Below are 21,495 nucleotides of genomic sequence, written 5' to 3'. Positions count from 1 at the left end.
TACAACCATGTTTAAGCGGCAAGTTTCCAAACGATTCAAATTAGCGGTGAACAAGGCAACACTGATTTTTCTGTTGCTCTCTGTCATCATAGGTGTTCTTCCGCCTGAAGGTTTAGTCACAGCGGAGAGTGTTGCACCTAAGAGTGTGGTTATAGAAGATTTTGAGAACAACCTTAGCGATGATGTTTTGATCCAGAAAAGAAATTTCTCCGGTGCGATGAGCTTGGAGTCCGATCCCAAACATGTCCGTTCCGGCAATAATTCCGTCCGGATTGATTATGATTACATAGGGGTTAAGGAAAATCCTTCTTACGTCTACGTGGGGCCAGCAGCTGGCGCTATTCCGATTACAGGGGCTCCCAAGAAGATCGGTATGTGGATTTACGGCAACAATGATGGTCATCTTATTTTCAGCAAGTTCAGAGATAGCGCAGGCAAGTCATTTGAAGTGGAGTATTTGGACGAGAATGTCGGTGTGAATTGGACAGGGTGGAAATATATCGAAGGCGCACTGCCAACGAATAGGCCAACTCCGTTTACGCTTGAAATTTATATGCGAATTGAGCAATCTATTTTTGATAAGAAAAACAAAGGTACGGTATGGGTCGATAACGTTCGTCTTATTTATGAAGATGATGCGAATGAAGATATGACGGTTCCCAAGCTTGACATGCAATCGCCGGGTAATAACGCGGTCTTAGAAACAAACCGCCCGCTTATTCAATTAAACGCAACAGATGATAAATCAGGTATTGATCCGAGTTCAATCCAAGTGGATATCAATGGTCATCCTGTTAACGCTGCATACGATGCATCATCAGGCAATATTCAATATCAATCAGCAACTGCAATGGCAGGCGGTTATCATACGGTTCATGCGGCTGTGTATGATCGATCTGGCAATCCAGCGGAAATCAACAGCACTTTTTTCATTCGTGATGGTGTTCAGTACCAACTAGAAGCACCTAATGAAGTTATCAGCAACAAGTCGTTCCAGTTGAAGCTTCAGGTCAAAAACGCAGATGAGTTAAAAAACTCTTATGCGAAGCTGAACTATGATCCCCAAACATTGGAAATCAGCTCGACGGAACCCAAAGTGACGGAATCCTTGATCACTCGCAATGAGATTGACAATGCCAGGGGAGAATACCAATTCGAGCTTAAGGGATTGAGCAAATCTTCTATAGCAGCGGATGGCACGCTTGTTTCGTTGAATATCAAGGTTAAACCAAGTGCCAAGATGGGACGCGGCGAGCTGTTCAAATCGATTGGAATGAGTGATGGCAGTGTTCAGCTTACCGTAGGAGAAGCGGTCTATGCATTGGCGCAACCTCATAGCTATACCATTGGATTTCCCTATGTGCTCACAGTCAAAGGGAGTTCCTTAAATACGAGCAGCACCATTCGTGTTACCGATGATGTCGGTGTGCCAGTGGAAGGAGTTTCGGTAATACTTCCTAATTCACTTAACCCTAAATCCTACGTTAAAGTGAAAGCAGCGGAATCCTTTTTATATGCAAATGCTGATGCTAGTTCAACTAAGATTTCTTCCGCTTTGCAGGCAGCGCAGTATTTTTCGAGTGGAGTTACTAGTGCAGGATTTACTGCTGTCAATTTACCTAATGGAAAAGGCACAGCTTGGATACCTAGCGCTGACGTCGAGCTCGGGCTCTTAACAGAGAAATGGGGCAAAACGGACGCAAATGGCGAAATTCGGACGAATTTAACGACGCTTGCTTTACTCAGCCTAGATCTTCAAGCGGTGAATGGGGATAAAGTCAGCAAAGTACTAACCCTTCCCATCGTCCCGCAAATTGGCGCAGATGAGCCAGAGTATGTTAGAACTTATGTGACAGAAGATATGAAAACAAAGATGAGTATCGTTTGGAGAACAGCCCCGCGTGCAGGGGAAGGGTTCATTCAATATGTGAAAGACAGTGAATTTAAAGATTTCGAGCAATCTAATATTTTGCAGCAAGCGGCTGCACCGGAACTGCTATTAGCACCTGATCGCACAGGCGAAGCTTTATTTCATAAGGGGCTTCTGCAAGGTCTTACGCCAGGAACATCTTATCGTTATCGTGTAGGTTATCCAGGGCATTGGAGCGCACCGCAAGTTTTTAAAACGGAAGCGGCCAAAGCAGATTCATTCTCATTCTTATTTGTTACTGATTCACACACGAATAGTGAAGAAGCGCTTCTGATTCACCAGAATTTGATGCAAGGCGCCTTCTCTGTCTTCCCCGATACGCGATTCGTTATGCATGGCGGCGACATTGTGGATGATGGCGGGATTATGAGCCAATGGGAACAGGATATGAAGGCTTCTGAAAAGTATAGTGGAAGTGTTCCCTCTGCTTATACAATGGGGAATCACGATGTTAAAAATGGTGGCAAGCAAGTGTTCACCTCGGCCCTTGGACTGCCTGGCAACGGCATGGAGACACAGGAGCATTTGACGTATTCGTATGATTACGAGGATACGCACTTTATCGTTTTGAATTCGGAAGCGGATGAAGTTGATATGAAAAAGCAAGCTGCATGGCTTCGCGAAAATATCAATGCCAGCAAGAAAAAATGGAAGGTAGCCATGTTCCACCGACCTGCTTATCATACAGAAGATGGACGCGGTCCTGAACTCGTTACTTATTATCTGGCACCTGTTCTTGAAGAGCTTGGTGTAGATTTGGTGCTTGTAGGTCACGATCACGCCCTAGCTTGGACGTATCCGATGAAAAACGGCTTACCGCTAAAAGATGGCAGCAAGGGTACGATCTATCTCGTTGGGGGATCCTCAGGCTGGAAATTCTACGATGCTGTAAAGCATGATTACTTGAACTATTTATATGATGATAATTTACCCGTATATTCAGCCATCAGCATCAGTAATGACCGAATCTCGATTGAAGCAAGAACGACAGATGGGACCAAGCTGCAAGCTACGACCATTGAAAAAGCGAGGACGCAAGACCCCGATTCGAACCTGGGCACAAATCCAGGTACAGGTACAGGTCCTGTCGTGCCTGTTACACCTGATCCGACTGTCAAACCTAAGCCTGATGAAAAGCCTTCAGCACCTATTTTCGCTGATGGCGTTAAATCTAATCAAATCAAAGAAGCCTACGGTGCTCGTTTGGCACAAGAAAAAGTTAATCCTACGAAGTTGGCATTTACAGATGTCTCCAATCTATGGAGCACCAAAACGATTACCACCTTCTTGAAACTAAAGGTTATTGACGGTTATCCAGACGGTACCTTCCAACCTAACGGAAGCATTACCCGGGGCGAGTTTGCGACAATTGTAAGCAAAGCATTTGGTGTAGTGAAGTCAGCTTCAACTGCTAACCAATTAAGTGACGTAGAACAACATTGGGCTAATGAGGCTATTGCTGCGTTATCTTCTAACGGGATCATTTCGGGTTATCCGGATGGCACATTTAAGCCGGATAGAGAAATCAGTCGTGCTGAGATCATTGCGATTATTTCGAAAATTGTCAATTTTAACAATGCGAAGAAACTAAACAGTGGTGTGGCATTTACGGATACCGCGAATTCATGGAACAAGGAGCAGATTGCAAAAGCAGCTGAAGCGGGTTTAATTCAAGGCATCGCTGCGAATACATTCGCGCCGGAGCAGTCCGCAACTAGAGCCGAAGCGCTCACAGTTATGTTTAATGCGATTTGTCTGGACCCTGAACTCAAAGCGATTATGGATCAATTGAGTGGAATGTAAGTTTTGGCGATGACATCTAAATGACAAAGAAGCTAAGCAGCTATTATAGTGCTTAGCTTCTTTGTTTTGGAGGTTTTCGGTCTTAGGTGGCATCTAATGAACTGTAGGATGTTTATCGACGAGAAAATGGCTACTTTGGAGATGTAATGAACTGGATTGGCGTTACCCGGCAGTTTATTGGCCGAATGGGTATCAATTGCTTGAAATAGCGCATCTGGCATTCATTCGATTTTCAGAATGAGCGATTTTGGCCGAATAAAGGTTATTGAGTTCATAAGGAAGCTTGCGAAGGTGCAGGCAACAAGGCCCGTGTGACTTCCATTCAGCGAGAAAGGCAGCTTCGGATTGGGTGTAACTCAAGATAAGAGTCTCCAAAGGCTTCTATTATCCCAAATGAGTCGGTTTTGGCGCGCTTAAGAGCTTCCAGGGGCTCTTATTTCTTGGTTTGGAGGAGGTTTGAGGGAAATGGACGGGGATAAGAGTCTCCAAAGACTCCTATTCCCCCAAATGTGCCACTTTTGACGGGTATAAGAGCTTCTAGAGACTCTTATCATTGTAGGAGGGCGGTGGCACCAAGCGGCACTAGCTGCAGCTAATGAACCGTATGATGCTTATCGGCGAAAAAATGGCTGCTTTGGCGATCTAATGAACGGAATCGGCGTTATGGAGCTGCGTAGGAGCGGGATTGTGAGCTTTACTCGTCATAGCGCAGCTGGAGTTCGTAAGATATTTTGATCGAAAAAGGGCTGTTGAGCTTCTAAGGCATATATAAAAATTGACATATAAATCGTCTTGGAGCATAATACTTCGTATACGAAGTAATTGGAGATGAGGAGGACCTCTTGAACGAACAACAGCGTGTTATGCAAATTTTTCAGGCTTATCGGGAAGTAAATCAGGCTTTTTTTCAAGTGATGGCTAAGGTTGCTCAGAAGCATGGTCTGACACCCCTGCAGCTCATCGTGCTCCGCATATTGAAGGAATTCCCAGATATTAAGTTAATGGAGCTGTCTGAGAAGCTTAATCTGGGCAATAGCACCACTAGCGGGATTGTCGATCGGATGGTTAAAGCGGGGATCATAACGCGTGAACGCACCGAGTCGGACCGCCGGGCTATGACATTGAAGCTATCGGACAAAGGTACAACGCTATGGGAGGAGTCCAACGATACGCGACTGATGCTGCTCAGACCCTTGTTAGGTTTGTCGGAGGAGGACCAGCAGCAGTTTCATCGTATACAGACTGAGATTTTGACGATTTTAAAGACTATTAAAGGAGATGTGCTGCATGACTAGCATGACTAACCCTGCGCTGCGCAAAGGGCCCATTATGGCCTCTCTGCTCATCGCCGCATTCGTGGCGCTATTAAGTCAAACGGTATTGAATGTTGCGCTGCCCAAAATGATGGCGGACCTGAATGTGAATGAAGGCACCATTCAATGGCTGTCCAATGGCTACATGCTTATGAACGGTGTACTCGTTCCAATTAGCGCCTACCTGCTTAACCGCTTTACGACGCGAAAGCTGTTTCTTACGGCCTCATCTTTATTCGCTATCGGCACGATTATTTGCGCATTATCAGGCAATTTTGGCTGGCTGCTCGGCGGAAGACTCGTGCAAGCTGTCGGTGCCGGCATTCTGATGCCGCTGATGTCGGTCGTGGTCCTAACGATCTTCCCAGTCGCGGAGCGCGGTAAAGCGATGGGCATGATGGGCATTGCCATGATCTTCGCCCCAGCGATCGGTCCCACGATGTCGGGGTGGGTTGTTGAGCATTACGATTGGCGGGTACTATTCTATATCGTTCTGCCGCTTGCGATCCTCGCCGTTGTGTTCGGCGCTTTCTCCATGAAGGACGTTATCAAAACGTCCAATCCTAAGCTCGACGTGCTGGGTGTCATCCTGTCCACCATCGGTTTCGGCGGTATTCTTTATGGATTCAGTGATGCCGGATCATCGGGGTGGGGGAGCGGAAGAGTTGTTGCCTGCCTCGTTCTGGGCGGTCTATCGCTGCTGCTCTTCATCATACGTTCACTAAGAGGTAAGACGCCTTTACTTGAGTTCCGTGTCTTCAAGTTTCCAATGTTCTCTCTCACAACATTGATTAATGCGATTATCACAATGGCTATGTTCTCAGGTATGATTTTGCTGCCGATTTTCCTGCAAAACATTCGGGGCTTCTCACCGCTGGAGTCTGGCTTGCTCTTGCTCCCGGGAGCTATTCTGATGGGGATTATGTCTCCGATTACGGGGATGATTTTCGATAAAGTCGGGGCTCGCTGGTTGGCTGTCATCGGTCTTATCATTATGACCATCACCACATATGAGTTCACCCAGCTTACGGCGGAATCGACGTATAACCACTTGATGTTGATTTACACGCTGCGGATGTTCGGGATGTCGATGCTCATGATGCCGATCCAAACAGCCGGTATGAATCAGCTGCCGCGGCGCCTGAATGCGCACGGTTCGGCCATGTCGCAGACGCTGCGAAACGTTTCTGGCGCGCTGGGAACAGCGCTGCTGGTCACGTTCATGACCAACAAAGCGGCTTCTCACGCCAAAGAGTTAATCATTTCAGGACAGATTGATCCAAGCAATAAGGCCAAGATGGCGGAAATTTCGCAAGCCGCGACCATCTATGGGATCAATCATTCCTTCGTCATCGCCACATGGCTGAGTGTTGTCGCTCTCATACTCGCTTTCTTCATTCGCAAGGTTCAGCCGCATGATGAGTCCGTGGAAGCAGTTCCTGTGCCCAGCGCGGCAAAATGACAAAGAGGCTTCTCACCAGGTTAATCTCCTGGTGAGACAGCCTCTTTTTTATTGCCCGCTCATGCGGAAGTAATACAGGTTAGCAGTTCAATTCTACCGATAATCATTCTCAATGGCAATGACCTTGTCCACATAAGGCGCTCTCCGGTCTACGCAAGGAAGCCGCAGAGTTACCGAAGTCCCAATACCTAACCGGCTGTGAATCCGAACGCCATATCCCTTGCCATAGTGCAATTGTATACGCTGCCTCACGTTGCGAATGCCATAGCCGGCCTTCTCTTGATCCTCATCTTCTGCATGCAATCGCCGCAACGTGTCAACCGTCATGCCGACCCCGTCGTCGATAACGCGAAACTCCAGATCATCACCGATCTTCTGACCTGTGATTCTAATGTGGACGCGGTCTCCACACCAGGCATGTTTGAGTACGTTTTCCAAAAATGGCTGCAGGATTAACTTCACCATCTCATATTTCAACATAGCCGGATCAACCTCGAAGAGCACGTCGAGCCGGTCTGTATATTTCGCTTTTTGAATGTCCAAATAAGCTTTGGCTTGTTCCAACTCGTTAGCAACAGGAATAATCGTACGACCTTCATTTAACGACAGCCGATAAAATAGGGCCAAATTGCTAACCATCTGATGCAGCTGCTCGACATGGCCGAACTTCGCCAGTAGGCTGATGGAAGAGAGGGTATTGTAGAGGAAATGCGGATTGATTTGCGCTTGCAGGGATTCGAGCTCGGCTTCTTTCTTCTTTAACCGGGTGACATACACCTGTTGGATCAAGGTATCGATATGCTGAACCATATCATTAATGGACTCAGAAATCGTCGAGAACTCATCGCGGCCCTTGAAGCGTATACGTTTACGGAAATCTCCGTTGCGAAAGGAGTCCAGCACCATCACGATGCGGGAAACCCGTCTGGAGAAGTAGCCGGACAGGAAGATGCCGACACAGACAAAAACCAAGAAGCTTACGGAGCCAATGCCCGCTGTTAGCAATTTGACTTTGCGCGCATCCTTTTCGACCCATGCTTTGGGGATGCTGGTGATGAGCTGCCAATCCATATCCCCGAAAGGTTCTCTGATGGTAAGGAAATCGGCCTCTTTGGCTCTCTGCCCAGAAGCGGAAGCGGGTGCTGTGCCGCGCTCAAAGAGGACTTGACCGCTGCCAGTTTCAATTCGAACCGATGTGCCCTCGCCAAAATCAGGCGAAACCGTCTCGAACAAATCCGACAATTTGACGGTAAGCCGCATGAAACCAATATCCATCGTCGATTTGGATTTGGCTGTGTCAATGATCCGTCGCAGCAGCGAAATATTGCCGAACTCCGTATCTCGCTCCACTTGCTGCCACACCATAGTCTCGCCGTAGGTCTCAGCGGGGAATTCTAGGTACCATTTGCGATCCTCGATACGCTTCAAATGGTACAAATCGTAGCTTTTCCCCGCATACGTTAACGGATCGCTGTCGTTGTAATGATTGTAAATCTCGGGCAGCGTTTCGTTGCGCAAGTAAACAACAAGTGATGTGCGGCGGTTCGTCGATTTCAAAACACTGTTGAATTTGGGCACCAAATATTGTGTCGTGGATTCGTAACTGTACCAACCTTGCTGATACTGCCTTAATCGCGCTGCAATGGTGTCGTCATAGTACATCATGTCGGATAATCGTACGGTATCCATCATTTTGAAGCGGATATTGTCTTTCATTTGGCTTAGAGCAGCCTGCACGTTGTCGCTCGTTTTCTTACGGGCGGAGTCGACGAATATCCAATTGGCAAAATAGCCGAAAACGAGGACATGAATCAATGTTAAAACGAGATAAGAGATCATTAATTTGTAGCCAAACGGGATGAATTTATGTTCTTCGGCCGATGCTTTATAACCCATTGCGGAATTCCACCGGAGTCATCCGGTACGTTTCTTTGAACTGTTTGCTAAAATAGGGCATATACCGGTAGCCGACCTGATCGGCCACCTCATAAATCCGCAGCTTGGGATTGCGCAGCAGTTCTCCAGCTTTCTCCATGCGCAGCGCCACCAGGTATTCGTGAAAGGTCTGGCCTGTGGCTTCCTTGAATAATTGGCCTAGATAATTAGGGGAGAACTCGATGCGGTCCGCCTCTTCTTTCAGTGTCAAGGCCTGATCCAGACGTTCCCGCATCGAGAGGATCATTTCCTGAATCAGCTTCATATTCTTGCCGCCAACAGCTGACTTGAAGAGAGGATCTGTCTCGGGCAGTCCCTCAGAACCAAGTGTATTGGCTGCCAAGAGTCTTTGGGTATCCACCTCGAATTGGCCACGCCGGACCGCTTCATCCAGATCGGAGCGAATAAGGGTCAGCGAGCCGATAAGCTCCTCTTCATTCATCGGTTTCAGCACGTAGCTGTAAGCTTTCAGCGCCAATGCTTCCTTGACATAATGGAAGTCTCGGTATCCGCTAACAAAGACGACCCTGACCTCCGGAAATCGTGCTCGAACGCGTTTGGCCAGCTCCAGGCCGGACATATTCGGCATATTCACATCTGTTACGAGCACGTCAACCTTCTGATGTTCGATCAGTTCGCAAGCCGAGAACCCATTCGTTACCGCACCGACGATTTCCATACCAAGCGATTCCCAAGGGATGAAGGTTTGCATACCCTCCAAATCCAACGTTTCATCGTCCGCAATTAATACTTTATACATAAGGTGTCCCCTTCCGAATGATAGAACCTTTCATCCTATGGAAAGGGGGTGCGCCAGTTGGCGCACCCTGTCCATTCCTTATTTTTTCTTCATCTTGGCCTCGTTTTCCTTCCATTTCTTGGTCAAATAATCATGCAGTTTCTGAACGCCCAGAGATTGGGCATCTTTCTCGCCCTTGGCAAGGATTTCACCGACTTCTTGCTCACTTTTCGCCAATATGGCTTGGCCGCGAACTTTTTTGTACAATTCGATCCAACGTTCGCGGATAATGCCTTCCTCACTGTCTTGCGGTGGCTCGATACCGCGCATTGCCGTTAAATCCATATGGGTTTTCCAGGTAATCGCATCTTGATATTTCGTTTCCCAGGAACGCTTCTCTTCAGGCAAGGACAATTCGGCTTTGACTTTGATTTTATCATTTAAGGTAGCGTTTCCAACGAATTGGAGGTCATTCGTGGCATTCATGTTTTTGGTGCGGTCCTCCGGTTCAGCGAAAAACTTGTCTGTCAGGTTCGGCAGACCGTCAGCATCCGTGCCTTTCCAGTACGTTCCTTCGGGTCCCCAGATGATATCCCGCGTGCCTTCTGGACCCGTCATCCAATCCAATGCAGCGAAAATCTTCTCAGGTTCTTTGGCCTTAGCTGTAATGGCCGCAGCATTCCAACCTAGACGATCATAGTGGGCAACCATGATTTTGTTCTTATCCAAACCGCCTTTGTGAATCGGCCAGATCATGAAATAACCGGCGTTTGGATCATTTTTGATCAATTGCGCGTGGCCTTTGGACGCGTATTCAATAGCCGTCACGTCGGCGTACACGGCAACGCGACCTGTATTGATTTTCTCGCGGACTTGATCGACGGTTTGCGTCAGAGCATCCTGCGTCATTAATCCTTCGCGATGAAGCTTGTTCACATAGACCAACGCTTCTTTGTAGACAGGATCAGCGAAGAGCGAAGTGAATTTGCCGTCTTTGGGCACGGCACGCAGCGTACCGGCAAAGCTGGCCGGGTTATTCTCTGCGAACGCTGAGTACAGAATATCGACACCCTTGCCTTCTTGCGCTTGCCCAGGCTCGAATGGAATGATGGCAGGATATTTCTCTTTCACCAATTTGAGATACGCATACAAATCATCGGTCGTTTCCAGTTTAGGTTTGCCGAGTTCATTATAGATCTTTTTGTTAACGACATACCCGGCATTGCCGGTCGGTTTATTCGTGTACCAGTTCGGGAACATGTAGAGCTTGCCGTCTTTGGCGCGGAGCATATTGAGAATCTCATCTCCGGCCCATTTCTTCAAATTCGGATATTTATCCAGATAGGGATCGAGAGGGACTAATGCGCCATTCTCTCTCAAGCGTTCGAACTTATCGCGGTCTCCCCAGATAACATCCGGCAAGTCTCCGCCGACAATCAGGGTGTTCAGCTTGGCTTCCGCATTCCCGCCGGAGTTAACCGAAGTAATGGTAAGCTTCTTGGCCTCTGCCACGCTTTTGGAGAACATGTCTTTTCCCCATTGCGGCATCGTATACCAGTCATAATGTCCATACACAGAGAAGCTGAAGGGTTCACTGCCCAGTTGCCAGGCGGCTGACGCTGCTTTCGTGGTTGGCGCCGTTGTTCCGGTTGTTCCTGGTGACGTACTAGCCCCGGATTGCGGCTTCTCGGCGCTGTTGCACCCAGCGATAAGGGCCCCAAGTGCGACCAGTAAAGCAAGTGATCCAGTACTCTTTTTCAATGTAATCTTCATGTACGTTATACCCCTTCCCATTCTTTAGTGTTCTATGCTCAAAGCGAAATGCCCTGCAGCCTTCTTCAATTACTCTTTTAACGAACCGACAAGCACGCCTTTTACGAAAAAGCGCTGCAAGAAAGGATAGACAATAATAATGGGAAACGTGGTCACCATCATCGTCGCCATAATGAGCGATTTGGTTGTATAAGTTTGTGTCTTGGCTACAAAGCTTGCCGCAGCGCTATCTGAGACCAATTCCCGTGAAATGTTGGAATCAATGGTTCTTTTCAGCAACGTCTGTACAGGAATTAAATGCTCATTATTGATATAGATGGAGGCCACAAACCAGTCGTTCCAATGGGCGATGGCCGTAAAAAGCGCAAGGGTTGCTACAACAGGCCCCGACAGAGGAAGGACAACACGCAGGAATGTGCCCCAATAGCCGCAGCCGTCAATACGGGCCGCATCTTCAAGCCCTGCCGGAATTTCCCGGAAAAAGGTGCGAAATATAATCATGCTCCACACGCTGATAATCGAAGGGATGATATAGACCCAGAACGTATTAAACATGCCTAGGCCGCGAATTAGAATGTAGGTAGGGATGAGTCCGCCGCCAAAATACAGGGTGATAATGGCGAAAATCATATAATAGCGGCGGCCGATTAGCTCCTTGCGGGACATGCCGTAGGCGAAGATGGCCGTTCCTGCAATGGTAAGTAACGTTCCCGAGATCGTCCGGGCGATAGAGATACCGAAGCCTGTCAGAATACGGCTGTCCTTGAGCACATACCCGTAATTCTCGAAGGTAAATTTACGCGGCCAGAAGGTGATACCGCCCAAGGTTGTATCCATCCCTTCATTAAAGGAAACGATCAGCGCGTTCCAGAACGGATAGAAGGTGACGAAAGCGAGCAAGGCAAGGGCGATATGTACAAGAATTTGAAAAATGCGATCATCCATAGCTGTTTTCATCATAGGCCTCCTTTTACCATAGACTGTTGCCGGATCGTCGCGCCCAGAAGTTAGCAAGCGTAAGCAGCCCGACACTGACCACGGCCTTAAAGAGTCCAACGGCGGTTGCAAAGGAATAGCGGTTCAACCTAATGCCCAGACGATACACATAGGTATCGATAACGTCCGATACATCGCGCAGGGCAGGATTGACACCTAGCAGCAATAAATCATCGAAACCAGCGTTGAGCAAGTTGCCAATGGCGAGAATGAAGAAGATCACGACAACGGGCAGAATACATGGAAGCGTTATCAAATACATCATTCGAAAACGGCTTGCCCCATCCATCGCAGCAGATTCGTATAAATGCGGATCGATGGAGGCGATGGCAGCCAGATAAACGATGGAGGCGAACCCGATTTCCTTCCATACGTTCGTAGTCACAATAATTGTCCAGAAGTAATGCGGAACGGATAGATAGGGAATTGGCTGATCGATCACGCCTATGCCTTGCAGCAGCATATTCAGACTGCCGTTATCGGTAGAGAGCAGCGTGATGGCGAAGTTGGCTACGATGACCCAGGAAATGAAATGCGGCAGATAAGTGATCGTCTGAACGATCTGTTTGAACCATTTGTACCTCACTTCATTCAGGAGAATCGCAAGCAGAATCGGCGCCGGAAATCCAAAGAAAAGTTTCAGGAAACTGATCACAAGTGTGTTTCGCATGACAACATAAAGCTCAGGTGAGTGGAAGAAGTCACTGAAATGCTTGAGACCGACCCAAGGGCTGACCCAGAATCCTTTGAAAACGGAGTAATTCTGAAAGGCGATAATTACACCGTACATCGGGAAATAACTGAATACGAGAATAAGTGCGAGTGCGGGAAGCACCATGAGCTGCAAGGACCATTGGCGAAGCCATGCCGCAACTAGCGATGTGCGGAGGCGGGCCGGTGGTTGATCCGTGCGGATCATAGCTGGGGGTTCTCTCAAACCGACCACCCTTTCTATTGGGTTGATGTTGATATGTTCCCATCTTAACGGGTAAGGGGAAGCCCCGCCTACTGGTATAAACAATGAAATCTGATACAAATCAATGAACCGAATGAATTTGTATGGATGCACAAAAGCGGAGGGCTGATTCGCTTTTTTCGATACGGCGTATTCATAATTTCAATTTTACTTATTCCAGCCCTGCATCTATAATCTAATTAAACCTAGTTGTATACGGGGGATTAAATATAATGCTACCGACTGAGGCAGAGTACACTTCGTGCAAACTGATCAGGAAAGGTCCTGGGAGAATAGGGAGGATAAGAAAATGAAAAAGAACTGGAATTGGAATTATGCCGCTGTGGGGTTGTCATTATTAGCTATAACGGTGCTTTCCGCATGTGGAAGCAGTACGAAGGTCAACACAGCTGCAAGTTCGGCCGCCGTCAGCGCAGCGCCAAAGGGGAGTGCGGCGCCGTCTGCCGGTACAAGCTACCCAACAAGACCGATTCAAATCTTGGTGCCATTCTCTGCGGGAGGAGCAACGGATTTATCCCTTCGCGCATTGGCGCCCAAGCTGGAGAAAATTCTCGGACAGAAAGTTGAAGTCATTGATAAACCGGGCGGAGCAGGCGCATTGTCTATGAATGAAGTCATCAAGGCTAAGCCGGATGGCTACACGGTTGGTTTTACATCCGTTGGTCCAGGGATCATTACACCACTAACAACTGAAGTTGGTTATACGACCAAAGACTTCGATGCTGTGGGAGGCTATATGGATAACCCGTATGCATTGGCCGTTTCTGCCGATAGCAAATACGGCACGTTAGAGGAACTGGTTACAGATATTAAGGCAAATCCCAATAAGGTGAAAGTCGGAACAACTGGACCCTCCTCGCCATCTTACATTGGCCTTCAGCAATTCGCCAAGACGCAGGATTTGAAGTTCCAGCTAGTGCCGTATAACGGTGGGGTTGATGCTGTTAATGCGCTGCTAGGGCACAATTTGGACGCTATTGTTAACGTAGATTCCGAAATTCTTTCTTACGTGAAAGATAAGAAGTTCAAGGCGCTTGCGATCGTAACGAAGAAACGCTCGGCGATTCTGCCGGATGTGAAAACGTCCGATGAGCAGAATTTCAAAGGCTTGACGTTCGCTCCGCCTCCAGGAGGCTTGATCGTTCCTAAGGGAACGCCGGCTGATGTAGTCGCGAAGCTGAGCGATGCGTTGAAACAGGCAACCGCTGATGCGGATGTGAAAAAGAGTTTCGATAATATCTTCATCGAACCGATCTTCAGCTCTGCAGCGGAATTCCGCAAGGCCTACGATGAGACTGCAGAATTCTATGCGCAAAATCTGAAGAAATAACGCTGCCATACATGCGGCGATAGGAGCGGGAGTAGGGCGCTAGAAGCCTCTGCTCCGCTTCTTATTCCTAGAGAGGATACTTCCTATGAAAGCTTCTCGCTATGCTGCGCTAGCCAAAAGCGCTGTCCCCTTCGCAGTGGGACTCTTTTTTTTCATTTTATCGCGTCGATTATCTTTCGGTACCTGGAATGACCCGGGGCCGGGCTTCTGGCCAACCTGCTTGAGTGCGCTTATTATGCTCGTCTCGCTGCTGCTGTTCTTTATGGATAGAAGGGTTGAAGAGGAAGAGTCGTTCACCTGTGATGCGCGATTCCCGCTGTATGGCTTGATTAGTTTGGCCATCTTTATTCTTCTTTTTGATCAAATTGGACTTACTTTGCCTTGTTTGGCTGCCTTTTTGTTCTGGATTCGATTTCTCGGCAAGGAGAGCTGGCGCAGTTCCATTCTCGTCTCGCTTGGACTAACGGCTGCTATCTATGCCATTTTCGCCTGGGGTTTGGACATTCCTTTTCCCGATGACAAGCTGCTTCATTTATTTGGATAAGGGGGTCCCTATGGATACATTACATGCAATGCTTTCTGGCTTCCAAGATGCCATGACCTTTCATAATCTGCTGTACTGCTTGATTGGGATTCTCGTCGGCAACGTCATTGGCGTACTGCCAGGGCTGGGTCCAACTGCGACGATTTCGCTATTGCTGCCTTTCGCCCTCACGCTTCCGCCGGAGAGTTCGATCATCATGATGGCGGGTATTTATTACGGTGCCATGTATGGCGGTTCGATTACCTCTACACTGCTGGATCTCCCAGGCGAAGCTGCGTCCGTCGTGACGACGTTAGACGGCTATCAGATGACAAAGCAGGGAAGAGCGGGGATTGCTCTAGGCATCGCTGCCATAGGGTCCTTCGTTGCAGGAACGTTCTCTGTTATCGGACTAAGCTTCCTCGCACCCGGACTTGCCAACTTCGCAGTGCGCTTCGGGGCTCCCGAGTACACCGTTCTTACAACGCTGGGCATTCTACTGGTGGCCTATTTAGGGACCAAATCGTTTATCAAAAGCGCTATCTGCGCCTTACTAGGTTTACTGATTGCCACCATCGGTCAGGATCCGATTACAGGATCGATTCGATTGACGTTCGGCTCAACGAACCTGTTGGGCGGCATAGATTTCGCGGCTATTGCGATGGGCGTGTTTGGTGTTGGGGAAATTCTATACAACTTGGAAAATTTGTCGAAGGGAACTACGGTCACTACGAAAGTAGGTCGGATCTGGCCGACGATGAAGGATTTTGCGCAAGCCAAATGGGCGATAGTGAGGGGATCGATCATTGGCTTCCTGGTGGGCATTTTACCCGGTGGCGGCTCAATTATTGCGACAGTGGCGTCCTATGGGGTAGAAAAACGTTTGTCCAAGACGCCGGAGCGATTCGGCAAAGGGGCAATCGAAGGTGTAGCTGGACCGGAGTCTGCGAATAATGCCGCAGCAGGGGCGGCTTTCATCCCCCTCTTAACGTTGGGTATTCCTTCGGATGCCGTTATGGCGCTCATTTTTGGAACATTGCTGTTGAACGGTGTGACACCTGGACCTCAGCTGATTTCGGATCATCCCGATCTATTCTGGGGAGTCGTGTCTTCCATGTATATCGGCAATGTCATGCTGCTTATCCTGAATCTGCCGTTTGTTGGCCTGTTCATTCAACTCCTGCGGGTGAAGAGCAGCATTCTGATGTCCTTCGCGGTCATTCTTACCATGATCGGCGTCTACAGTCTAGGCAACGACAGCTTCAATATGTGGGTAGTTTTGTTCTTCGGCATTCTGGGGTACATCATGCGGAAGGCCGGCTTCGATCCTGCTCCGATGGTGCTTGCGTTCGTGCTTGGGAAAATCCTCGAGAGTTCTTTCCGACAAACGATGCTGTTGTCCAACGGAGACTGGGGCATTTTCGTCACTCGGCCGCTTTCTGGAGGTTTAATTGGACTCATCGTTGTTTTGATTGGTTATTCTGTCTTCCGATGGTTCTGGCACAAAAGGCGCAGCGCCTAGCCGTTGCCAGCGCTTGCCGTTGTTCCTTGGGCAGCCAGCATGCTCAGCTCCTGACGCAGGTAGGAGGCCAGTTTACGGGCAGCTGCGCTGAGAAGCTCGGTATCTTTTTTGATCAAAAGTCCCGTAATCAGTCCCCCATCGAGGTTCTCGATTCTTTTCAGAACGGTGCCCTCCGGTGGCGGAGTGACCGTGATCATGGGTACGGCGGCAAGACCGTATTGGACTTGGACATAGTATTTGAGCGCAGCCATATTGCCGATTTCGATTTTGCGGTATGGCGTGGCACCTTTCTCATGGAGCGAAGTTTCGAGCTTCCGCCGGAAGGGGCAGGTCGCATTGGTCAGCAGAATGTGTTCATTTTGCAAATCGCTTAAATAGACGCGCTTCTTCTTGGATAAAGGGTGTACTTTGGGCAAAAGGAGCACGATCTCTTCCACAAACAGCGGTTCGAAATTCGTGCCCAACCCGCTTTCCGGTGTAGCGCAAATGGCAAAATCGACCGTGCCGTCGCTAACCATTTGATTGAACATATGGCTGTTATGAATTTTGATATTGATCTCGACATTGGGATATAGCGCAGCGAACTCCTTGATAAGCATAGGGATGCGATAGCTGGCGGTAGGCTCCATAATACCGATATTGACGGTACCTTTCTCGCCATCGTTCAGATCAGTCATCGTTTGTTGCAGATCATAGAAATCTCGGATTAGTTGATCAGCTTTCTTGATGAATACTTCCCCCGCATGGGTTAGACGAATGCTTTTCCCTCGTTCCAGGAGCTTGACGCCGAGGTCGTCCTCTAGGTTCTGGATTTGTTTGGTGACAGTGGATTGTGCATACTTGAGCTCCTTCGCGGCTTGCTGAAAGCTGCCCGTACGAACGATGACTTGGAAAGTGGCTATGCCTCGAATGTCCATGTGATGTGGTCCTTTCGTCAAGAAGGATTCGATAAAAGGAAATCGACTCATTCCTTTTTTCAATTATACAAAACTAGTTAACAGTGCTATTATAGCACCAATAACAATTAAACACACTGATTTACTGGGATATAAAATTGCGCGCATGGAGGAATGCACATGTCTACAACACAGAACAAGGACAGCTTATATTTAAGGTCCAATTATGCCAAATACGCCGGTAAATTCGTACCGTATGCTCCAGAAACGTTCAAGGCGTTCTCGGAATTCAATAAGCTAGCTATGCAGGAAGGCGCATTATCCGCCAGGTTCAAAGAATTAATTGCGATTGCCGTAGCGCATGCCACTGGTTGTCCCTATTGCATCGATATTCATGTCACAACAGGGCATAAGCTGCAGTTGACCAAGGAAGAGCTGTTCGAAGCGATCGCAGTGAGCGCCTTAGTGAAGGGTTATTCTGCCTTCTATCACGGCATCAATACGTTGAATGCCTTGCAAGAGAACCCGAGAGATGAACTTTACAGCCGCTCCAGCTTGCCGTTGTTGGAACAATTCGAGAACATCAACGAGCAGTTGTATACCTCTTTACTTGAATTCCGTCATCAAGTGCTGCAAGGTCAACGCGTTAGCCGCAAGGAAAAAGCCATTATCGCTGTCGCTATCTCACATATTACGGATTGTCCGTATAGCATTGAATTCTCCACGCAGCTAGCCAAAGAGGAAGGCGCCACAATCGCAGAAATTGCCGAGACGGTTCTGGTTGCTACTGCTTTGAAGGCCGGCTCGGCGCTGGCCCATCGAATTAATACCTACAGTGCCTTCGTTCGGGAAGATGAGAAGAGCCATTAAGGGAAGGTGAGCGACCATGTCGGAAAAGCAAATGAAGCTGGGGGCAGCGCTTCTGGCGACGGGAGAGCAGATGGCTTCTTGGCTGTATCCAAGCACGCCTGCAGATGCTGCTACAAGCCTGACTCATTATAAGCATATGGTGCATAAAGCCGAAGAGGGCAAGTTGGACTTTGCCTTCATTGCGGACGGACTGTTCATCAATGAGGTGACGATGCCGCAGTATTTGAACCGCTTGGAACCCGTCACCGCCTTGTCCGTGCTCTCCGCCTACAGCAGCAAAATCGGTCTTGTAGGGACCGTCTCTGCAACCTATAGCGAGCCGTTCACGGTGGCTCGCCAGTTCGCATCGCTGGACCTGCTGAGCGGGGGGCGAGCCGGTTGGAATCTGGTGACATCGGCGCTTGACGGCGCTGCGCTTAATCATAGCCGGGAGCAGCATCCGGCTCACGATCAGCGCTATCAACGTGCGGATGAGCATCTTCAGGTGGTACGCGGGCTGTGGGATTCGTGGGAAGAGGAAGCATTCCTCCACGACAAAGAGTCCGGCGTATTCTTCGATCCCGAGAAGATGCATCGCCTGGATCACAAGGGCAAGCATTTCGCGGTTCAGGGTCCGCTGAACATCGGCCGCTCCCCGCAGGGGTACCCGGTTGTGTTTCAGGCGGGCTCGTCCGAGGCCGGGAGAGAGCTGGCGGCCAAGGGCGCAGATGCTGTGTTCACCGGCATGGGCGGCGTGAAGACCGTAGAAGAGTCCAAACGATTCTACGATGATGTCAAAGGCCGTCTTGCCCAATACGGCCGAAGCCCCGACGAGTTGCTGATCCTGCCAGGCATCGCGCCTGTTGTCGGTGCGACGGAAGCTGAGGCAGAAGCCAAATACGAGAGGATTGCAGGCCTCATCAGCATCGAGAATGCTCTTCGTTATCTCGGAAGGTGGTTCAACCATTTGGATTTCTCCACCTATCCACTGGATGAGCCTTTTCCCGAGCTTGGGGACGCGGGCAGCGAGAATTACAAGAGTGTCACGGACAATATCAAACGCACGGCCAAGGAAGAGGGGCTAACGCTCCGTCAGGTCGCGCTGCGCAATGCAACGCCTAGAGGACCGTTGGTCGGCACGCCCGAGCACATTGCAGATGTGCTGGAAAGCTTTTTCCGGGCAGGAGCTGTCGATGGGTTCATCCTGTTAGGCCATGTTTTGCCTGAGGGCATTGATGATTTCGTTCATCATGTTGTGCCCATTCTGCAGCAGCGAGGCCTGTTCCGTCAGGAGTACGAGCACGATACGCTGCGCGGGCATCTCGGCTTGGCTATTCCGGAAAATCGATATGCGGCGAAGAGATCGGACAAGGATTTAATCGATGCCGTTGGCATCCATTCGGCTGAATAAAGGAGAAGGATTAAATATGAAACATGTCGTTACGAATGAATGGCTGTTAGCTCATTTATCAGAGGCTAACTTAATTATTGCTGACACCAGATTTGTTCTTGGACAGCCTGAAGCGGGTCGGCTAGCTTATGAAGAGGGCCGTATTCCTGGCGCTGTCTATCTGGATTTGGAAAAAGATTTATCCGCTCCCATCGAAGCGCATGGCGGCAGACATCCGCTGCCGGCGGTGGACATTTTGGCTGAGCGGTTGGGTCGGGCAGGGATAACGAATACCTCGCGGGTTGTTGTGTACGATGATCAAGGCGGAGCGATGGCCTCCCGGCTATGGTGGGTGCTTCAGTACCTGGGCCACGATGAAGTGTATGTGTTGGAGCGTGGTTTCTCGGCATGGAAGCAGGCGGGCAACCCGGTGGATGCTGAACCGAAAGCATCCGCATCCGGGGTGTTCGTGCCTAATCCGCGGAAGCAGTGGTTGGTCAGCATGGAAGAAGTACGCGCTAAGCTAGGCGCATCTGGTACGGTGCTGATCGATTCCCGTGAGGCCCCGCGCTATCGCGGTGAATCGGAAAGCATCGATAAGGCAGCGGGTCATATTCCCGGAGCCATCAACAAGTTCTGGAAGGATCTTCTGGATGAGCAGGGACAGATTAAGTCGGCTGCCGAGATTGCCAAGAATTTCGCTGATCTGCCGCGCGACCAAGAAATTATTGTGTACTGCGGCTCTGGTGTGACGGCGACACCGAATGTGTTGGGCTTGAGCGAAGCGGGGTTTGAGCAGGTTAGGCTGTATGCGGGGAGCTGGAGCGATTGGATTTCCTATGCGGAGAATCCGATTGCTACGGGTAACGAAGATTAGCAGAGAGATCGCGTCCTACGGGCACTTAGCAGACAGACTCCTTACCTCTGTATGCCCTTTTCTGATGTTTTCATGCGGTTCGAAGTCAACAAGGAGTACCCTCTGCGCGATTTGCTAAGCTTGCACACGCTAGACTCATTGGTTCAAAGACAAAGAGCTGTACTCAGCAAGCCCCATTTCATATGATTGTCGTGTAGAGTGCCATTCACGCGACCCATGATACAAACACTAGTTTGTATGACTTGACACAGCGAAAGGGAACCCCAACTGATCAATGTCATTAAGATAAGTTCAAAGACAAAACACGGAATAAAGATGGATCCGAAAACGGCATGGGAAAAATCCCTGTGCCGTTTGTTTTTTTATGCAAACAAGGAAAAAAGCGCACAGCAAACAAACGGATGGAATATCCGCTAAGATTTTGCGCGCTTTTTGCTGTCCTGGGTGGATGGGTTGAATCGGCAAAATGTTTTTGTGAATCAACGCTTCAACATCGGGCGGGGGTTCATTATCTTTTGAGCGCAGGAAATGTCTACAAACGTGAACGGCAACCGTGAAGTCGACTTGGTAGTGGTGCCGTTTATCCATTTGGGAAATGACGACGTGCGAGGTCATCATTTCAGCGAAATTGTACATGATCATTCTTGCGAAAATCTCTTGGATGATGAACTCTTGTTTCTTTGCGTGAAAACTCGTCAACCCGACGGTGTATTTCAACGCTCTGAAAGAGGTTTCAATTCCCCATCGCATGTTATAAATGGACTCCAGTTTATCGGGTGGGAAATCTGCGGCAGAAAGATTCGTGATGACAGTTTCATAAGCGCCACTTGGCAGGACGAAACGAATACCCCGAAAGGAAATCGTGATTTCTTTGTTTTGTTCTTCAAGCAGACTGCCACAAGAAGCCCTATAGCTACTTTTGTAACATACACATTAGCAGATGCAAACCTGAAACAGAAAAATTTATTGTAATTACATATAAGTAAGGATTAGTAACAATTTATTGCATTTGTACTTATTAATTGAATATTAATCTCATAAAGTTTTCTTAATTTAATAGACGAAATATTCTAATATATTGTAATATTCTTACAGTGAAACACATTATGAGACTTATATATTATTGTAGCGGTCAGTAATATAAAAGATGGAGAATTCGGCAGTTTTTAATTTATCGAATA

The 21,495-nt window shown here is 48.7% G+C and carries 16 protein-coding genes; 9 read left to right on the top strand and 7 right to left on the bottom strand.

What is annotated here, in order from left to right; translation table 11 throughout:
• The first annotated feature begins 7 nt into the window (after positions 1 to 7).
• The 3 genes from LOZ80_RS29625 (at position 8) to LOZ80_RS29615 (ending at position 6,508) form a co-directional block, all read left to right on the top strand.
• Entirely contained in the window at positions 8 to 3,733 is a 3,726-nt protein-coding gene (locus tag LOZ80_RS29625) for an S-layer homology domain-containing protein (protein WP_238167966.1), read from the top strand.
• Positions 3,734 to 4,575: 842 nt separating this feature from the next.
• Positions 4,576 to 5,028: a MarR family winged helix-turn-helix transcriptional regulator gene (locus LOZ80_RS29620; RefSeq protein WP_238167965.1), complete on the top strand. Its 453-nt coding sequence runs from the start codon at positions 4,576 to 4,578 to the stop codon at positions 5,026 to 5,028.
• Complete coding sequence (locus tag LOZ80_RS29615; protein ID WP_443146985.1) at positions 5,021 to 6,508, top strand: DHA2 family efflux MFS transporter permease subunit; 1,488 nt, start codon at positions 5,021 to 5,023, stop codon at positions 6,506 to 6,508. The genes LOZ80_RS29620 and LOZ80_RS29615 overlap by 8 nt, the downstream gene beginning before the upstream one ends.
• Positions 6,509 to 6,601: 93 nt before the next feature.
• Here LOZ80_RS29615 and LOZ80_RS29610 read toward each other — a convergent pair whose 3' ends face one another.
• The 5 genes from LOZ80_RS29610 to LOZ80_RS29590 form a co-directional block, all read right to left on the bottom strand.
• The gene (locus LOZ80_RS29610) at positions 6,602 to 8,404 is read right to left on the bottom strand and encodes a sensor histidine kinase (protein WP_238167964.1); all 1,803 of its coding nucleotides are present in this window, start codon (positions 8,402 to 8,404) and stop codon (positions 6,602 to 6,604) included.
• Positions 8,394 to 9,203, bottom strand: a complete 810-nt coding sequence (locus tag LOZ80_RS29605; RefSeq protein ID WP_238167963.1) for a response regulator transcription factor — start codon at positions 9,201 to 9,203, stop codon at positions 8,394 to 8,396. The genes LOZ80_RS29610 and LOZ80_RS29605 overlap by 11 nt, the downstream gene beginning before the upstream one ends.
• Before the next feature lie 78 nt (positions 9,204 to 9,281).
• Positions 9,282 to 10,955 carry an extracellular solute-binding protein gene (locus LOZ80_RS29600; RefSeq protein ID WP_238167962.1) on the bottom strand — a complete coding sequence of 558 codons (1,674 nt, stop codon included), beginning with the start codon at positions 10,953 to 10,955 and terminating at the stop codon, positions 9,282 to 9,284.
• Between the two features lie 69 nt (positions 10,956 to 11,024).
• Complete coding sequence (locus tag LOZ80_RS29595; RefSeq protein WP_238167961.1) at positions 11,025 to 11,915, bottom strand: carbohydrate ABC transporter permease; 891 nt, start codon at positions 11,913 to 11,915, stop codon at positions 11,025 to 11,027.
• Positions 11,916 to 11,925: 10 nt separating this feature from the next.
• Positions 11,926 to 12,789 carry an ABC transporter permease gene (locus LOZ80_RS29590; protein ID WP_373291326.1) on the bottom strand — a complete coding sequence of 288 codons (864 nt, stop codon included), beginning with the start codon at positions 12,787 to 12,789 and terminating at the stop codon, positions 11,926 to 11,928.
• Between the two features lie 427 nt (positions 12,790 to 13,216).
• Here LOZ80_RS29590 and LOZ80_RS29585 point away from each other — a divergent pair, with 427 nt between their 5' ends.
• The 3 genes from LOZ80_RS29585 to LOZ80_RS29575 all read left to right on the top strand — a co-directional run bounded on the left by LOZ80_RS29585 (position 13,217) and on the right by LOZ80_RS29575 (position 16,302).
• Complete coding sequence (locus LOZ80_RS29585; protein ID WP_189016170.1) at positions 13,217 to 14,257, top strand: tripartite tricarboxylate transporter substrate binding protein; 1,041 nt, start codon at positions 13,217 to 13,219, stop codon at positions 14,255 to 14,257.
• A gap of 85 nt (positions 14,258 to 14,342) precedes the next feature.
• Entirely contained in the window at positions 14,343 to 14,801 is a 459-nt protein-coding gene (locus tag LOZ80_RS29580) for a tripartite tricarboxylate transporter TctB family protein (RefSeq protein ID WP_238167960.1), read from the top strand.
• Between the two features lie 10 nt (positions 14,802 to 14,811).
• The gene (locus LOZ80_RS29575; protein WP_238167959.1) at positions 14,812 to 16,302 is read left to right on the top strand and encodes a tripartite tricarboxylate transporter permease; all 1,491 of its coding nucleotides are present in this window, start codon (positions 14,812 to 14,814) and stop codon (positions 16,300 to 16,302) included.
• Here the strand turns inward: LOZ80_RS29575 and LOZ80_RS29570 are convergent.
• Positions 16,299 to 17,219 (bottom strand): LysR family transcriptional regulator, encoded by a 921-nt coding sequence (locus tag LOZ80_RS29570; RefSeq protein WP_238167958.1) that lies wholly within the window; start codon positions 17,217 to 17,219, stop codon positions 16,299 to 16,301. The two genes, LOZ80_RS29575 and LOZ80_RS29570, sit on opposite strands and share 4 nt — an antisense overlap.
• Before the next feature lie 159 nt (positions 17,220 to 17,378).
• Here LOZ80_RS29570 and LOZ80_RS29565 point away from each other — a divergent pair, with 159 nt between their 5' ends.
• Genes LOZ80_RS29565 through LOZ80_RS29555 form a run of 3 tightly spaced genes read left to right on the top strand, consistent with a single transcriptional unit; the run spans position 17,379 to position 20,314 of the window.
• Entirely contained in the window at positions 17,379 to 18,068 is a 690-nt protein-coding gene (locus tag LOZ80_RS29565) for a carboxymuconolactone decarboxylase family protein (RefSeq protein ID WP_238167957.1), read from the top strand.
• A 16-nt stretch (positions 18,069 to 18,084) separates the two neighbouring features.
• Positions 18,085 to 19,458 carry an LLM class flavin-dependent oxidoreductase gene (locus LOZ80_RS29560; protein WP_238167956.1) on the top strand — a complete coding sequence of 458 codons (1,374 nt, stop codon included), beginning with the start codon at positions 18,085 to 18,087 and terminating at the stop codon, positions 19,456 to 19,458.
• Between the two features lie 16 nt (positions 19,459 to 19,474).
• A complete protein-coding gene (locus LOZ80_RS29555; protein ID WP_238167955.1) occupies positions 19,475 to 20,314 on the top strand; it encodes a sulfurtransferase in 840 nt (279 codons plus the stop codon).
• Positions 20,315 to 20,605: 291 nt separating this feature from the next.
• On the opposite strand, the gene LOZ80_RS29550 is transcribed toward LOZ80_RS29555, so the two are convergent.
• Complete coding sequence (locus LOZ80_RS29550; protein WP_337951038.1) at positions 20,606 to 21,181, bottom strand: transposase; 576 nt, start codon at positions 21,179 to 21,181, stop codon at positions 20,606 to 20,608.
• Positions 21,182 to 21,495 lie beyond the last annotated feature (314 nt).

The organism is Paenibacillus sp. HWE-109 (assembly GCF_022163125.1).
Classification (GTDB): domain Bacteria; phylum Bacillota; class Bacilli; order Paenibacillales; family NBRC-103111; genus Paenibacillus_E.
This window is presented reverse-complemented; position numbering and strand designations above follow the sequence as displayed.

Coding starts and splice junctions, on each gene's coding strand:
- LOZ80_RS29625 (WP_238167966.1), top strand. CDS start 8: ATGTTTAAGCGGCAAGTTTCCAAACGATTCAAATTAGCGGTGAACAAG.
- LOZ80_RS29615 (WP_443146985.1), top strand. CDS start 5,021: ATGACTAGCATGACTAACCCTGCGCTGCGCAAAGGGCCCATTATGGCC.
- LOZ80_RS29610 (WP_238167964.1), bottom strand. CDS start 8,404: ATGGGTTATAAAGCATCGGCCGAAGAACATAAATTCATCCCGTTTGGC.
- LOZ80_RS29605 (WP_238167963.1), bottom strand. CDS start 9,203: ATGTATAAAGTATTAATTGCGGACGATGAAACGTTGGATTTGGAGGGT.
- LOZ80_RS29600 (WP_238167962.1), bottom strand. CDS start 10,955: ATGAAGATTACATTGAAAAAGAGTACTGGATCACTTGCTTTACTGGTC.
- LOZ80_RS29595 (WP_238167961.1), bottom strand. CDS start 11,915: ATGATGAAAACAGCTATGGATGATCGCATTTTTCAAATTCTTGTACAT.
- LOZ80_RS29590 (WP_373291326.1), bottom strand. CDS start 12,789: ATGGTGCTTCCCGCACTCGCACTTATTCTCGTATTCAGTTATTTCCCG.
- LOZ80_RS29585 (WP_189016170.1), top strand. CDS start 13,217: ATGAAAAAGAACTGGAATTGGAATTATGCCGCTGTGGGGTTGTCATTA.
- LOZ80_RS29580 (WP_238167960.1), top strand. CDS start 14,343: ATGAAAGCTTCTCGCTATGCTGCGCTAGCCAAAAGCGCTGTCCCCTTC.
- LOZ80_RS29575 (WP_238167959.1), top strand. CDS start 14,812: ATGGATACATTACATGCAATGCTTTCTGGCTTCCAAGATGCCATGACC.
- LOZ80_RS29570 (WP_238167958.1), bottom strand. CDS start 17,219: ATGGACATTCGAGGCATAGCCACTTTCCAAGTCATCGTTCGTACGGGC.
- LOZ80_RS29565 (WP_238167957.1), top strand. CDS start 17,379: ATGTCTACAACACAGAACAAGGACAGCTTATATTTAAGGTCCAATTAT.
- LOZ80_RS29560 (WP_238167956.1), top strand. CDS start 18,085: ATGTCGGAAAAGCAAATGAAGCTGGGGGCAGCGCTTCTGGCGACGGGA.
- LOZ80_RS29555 (WP_238167955.1), top strand. CDS start 19,475: ATGAAACATGTCGTTACGAATGAATGGCTGTTAGCTCATTTATCAGAG.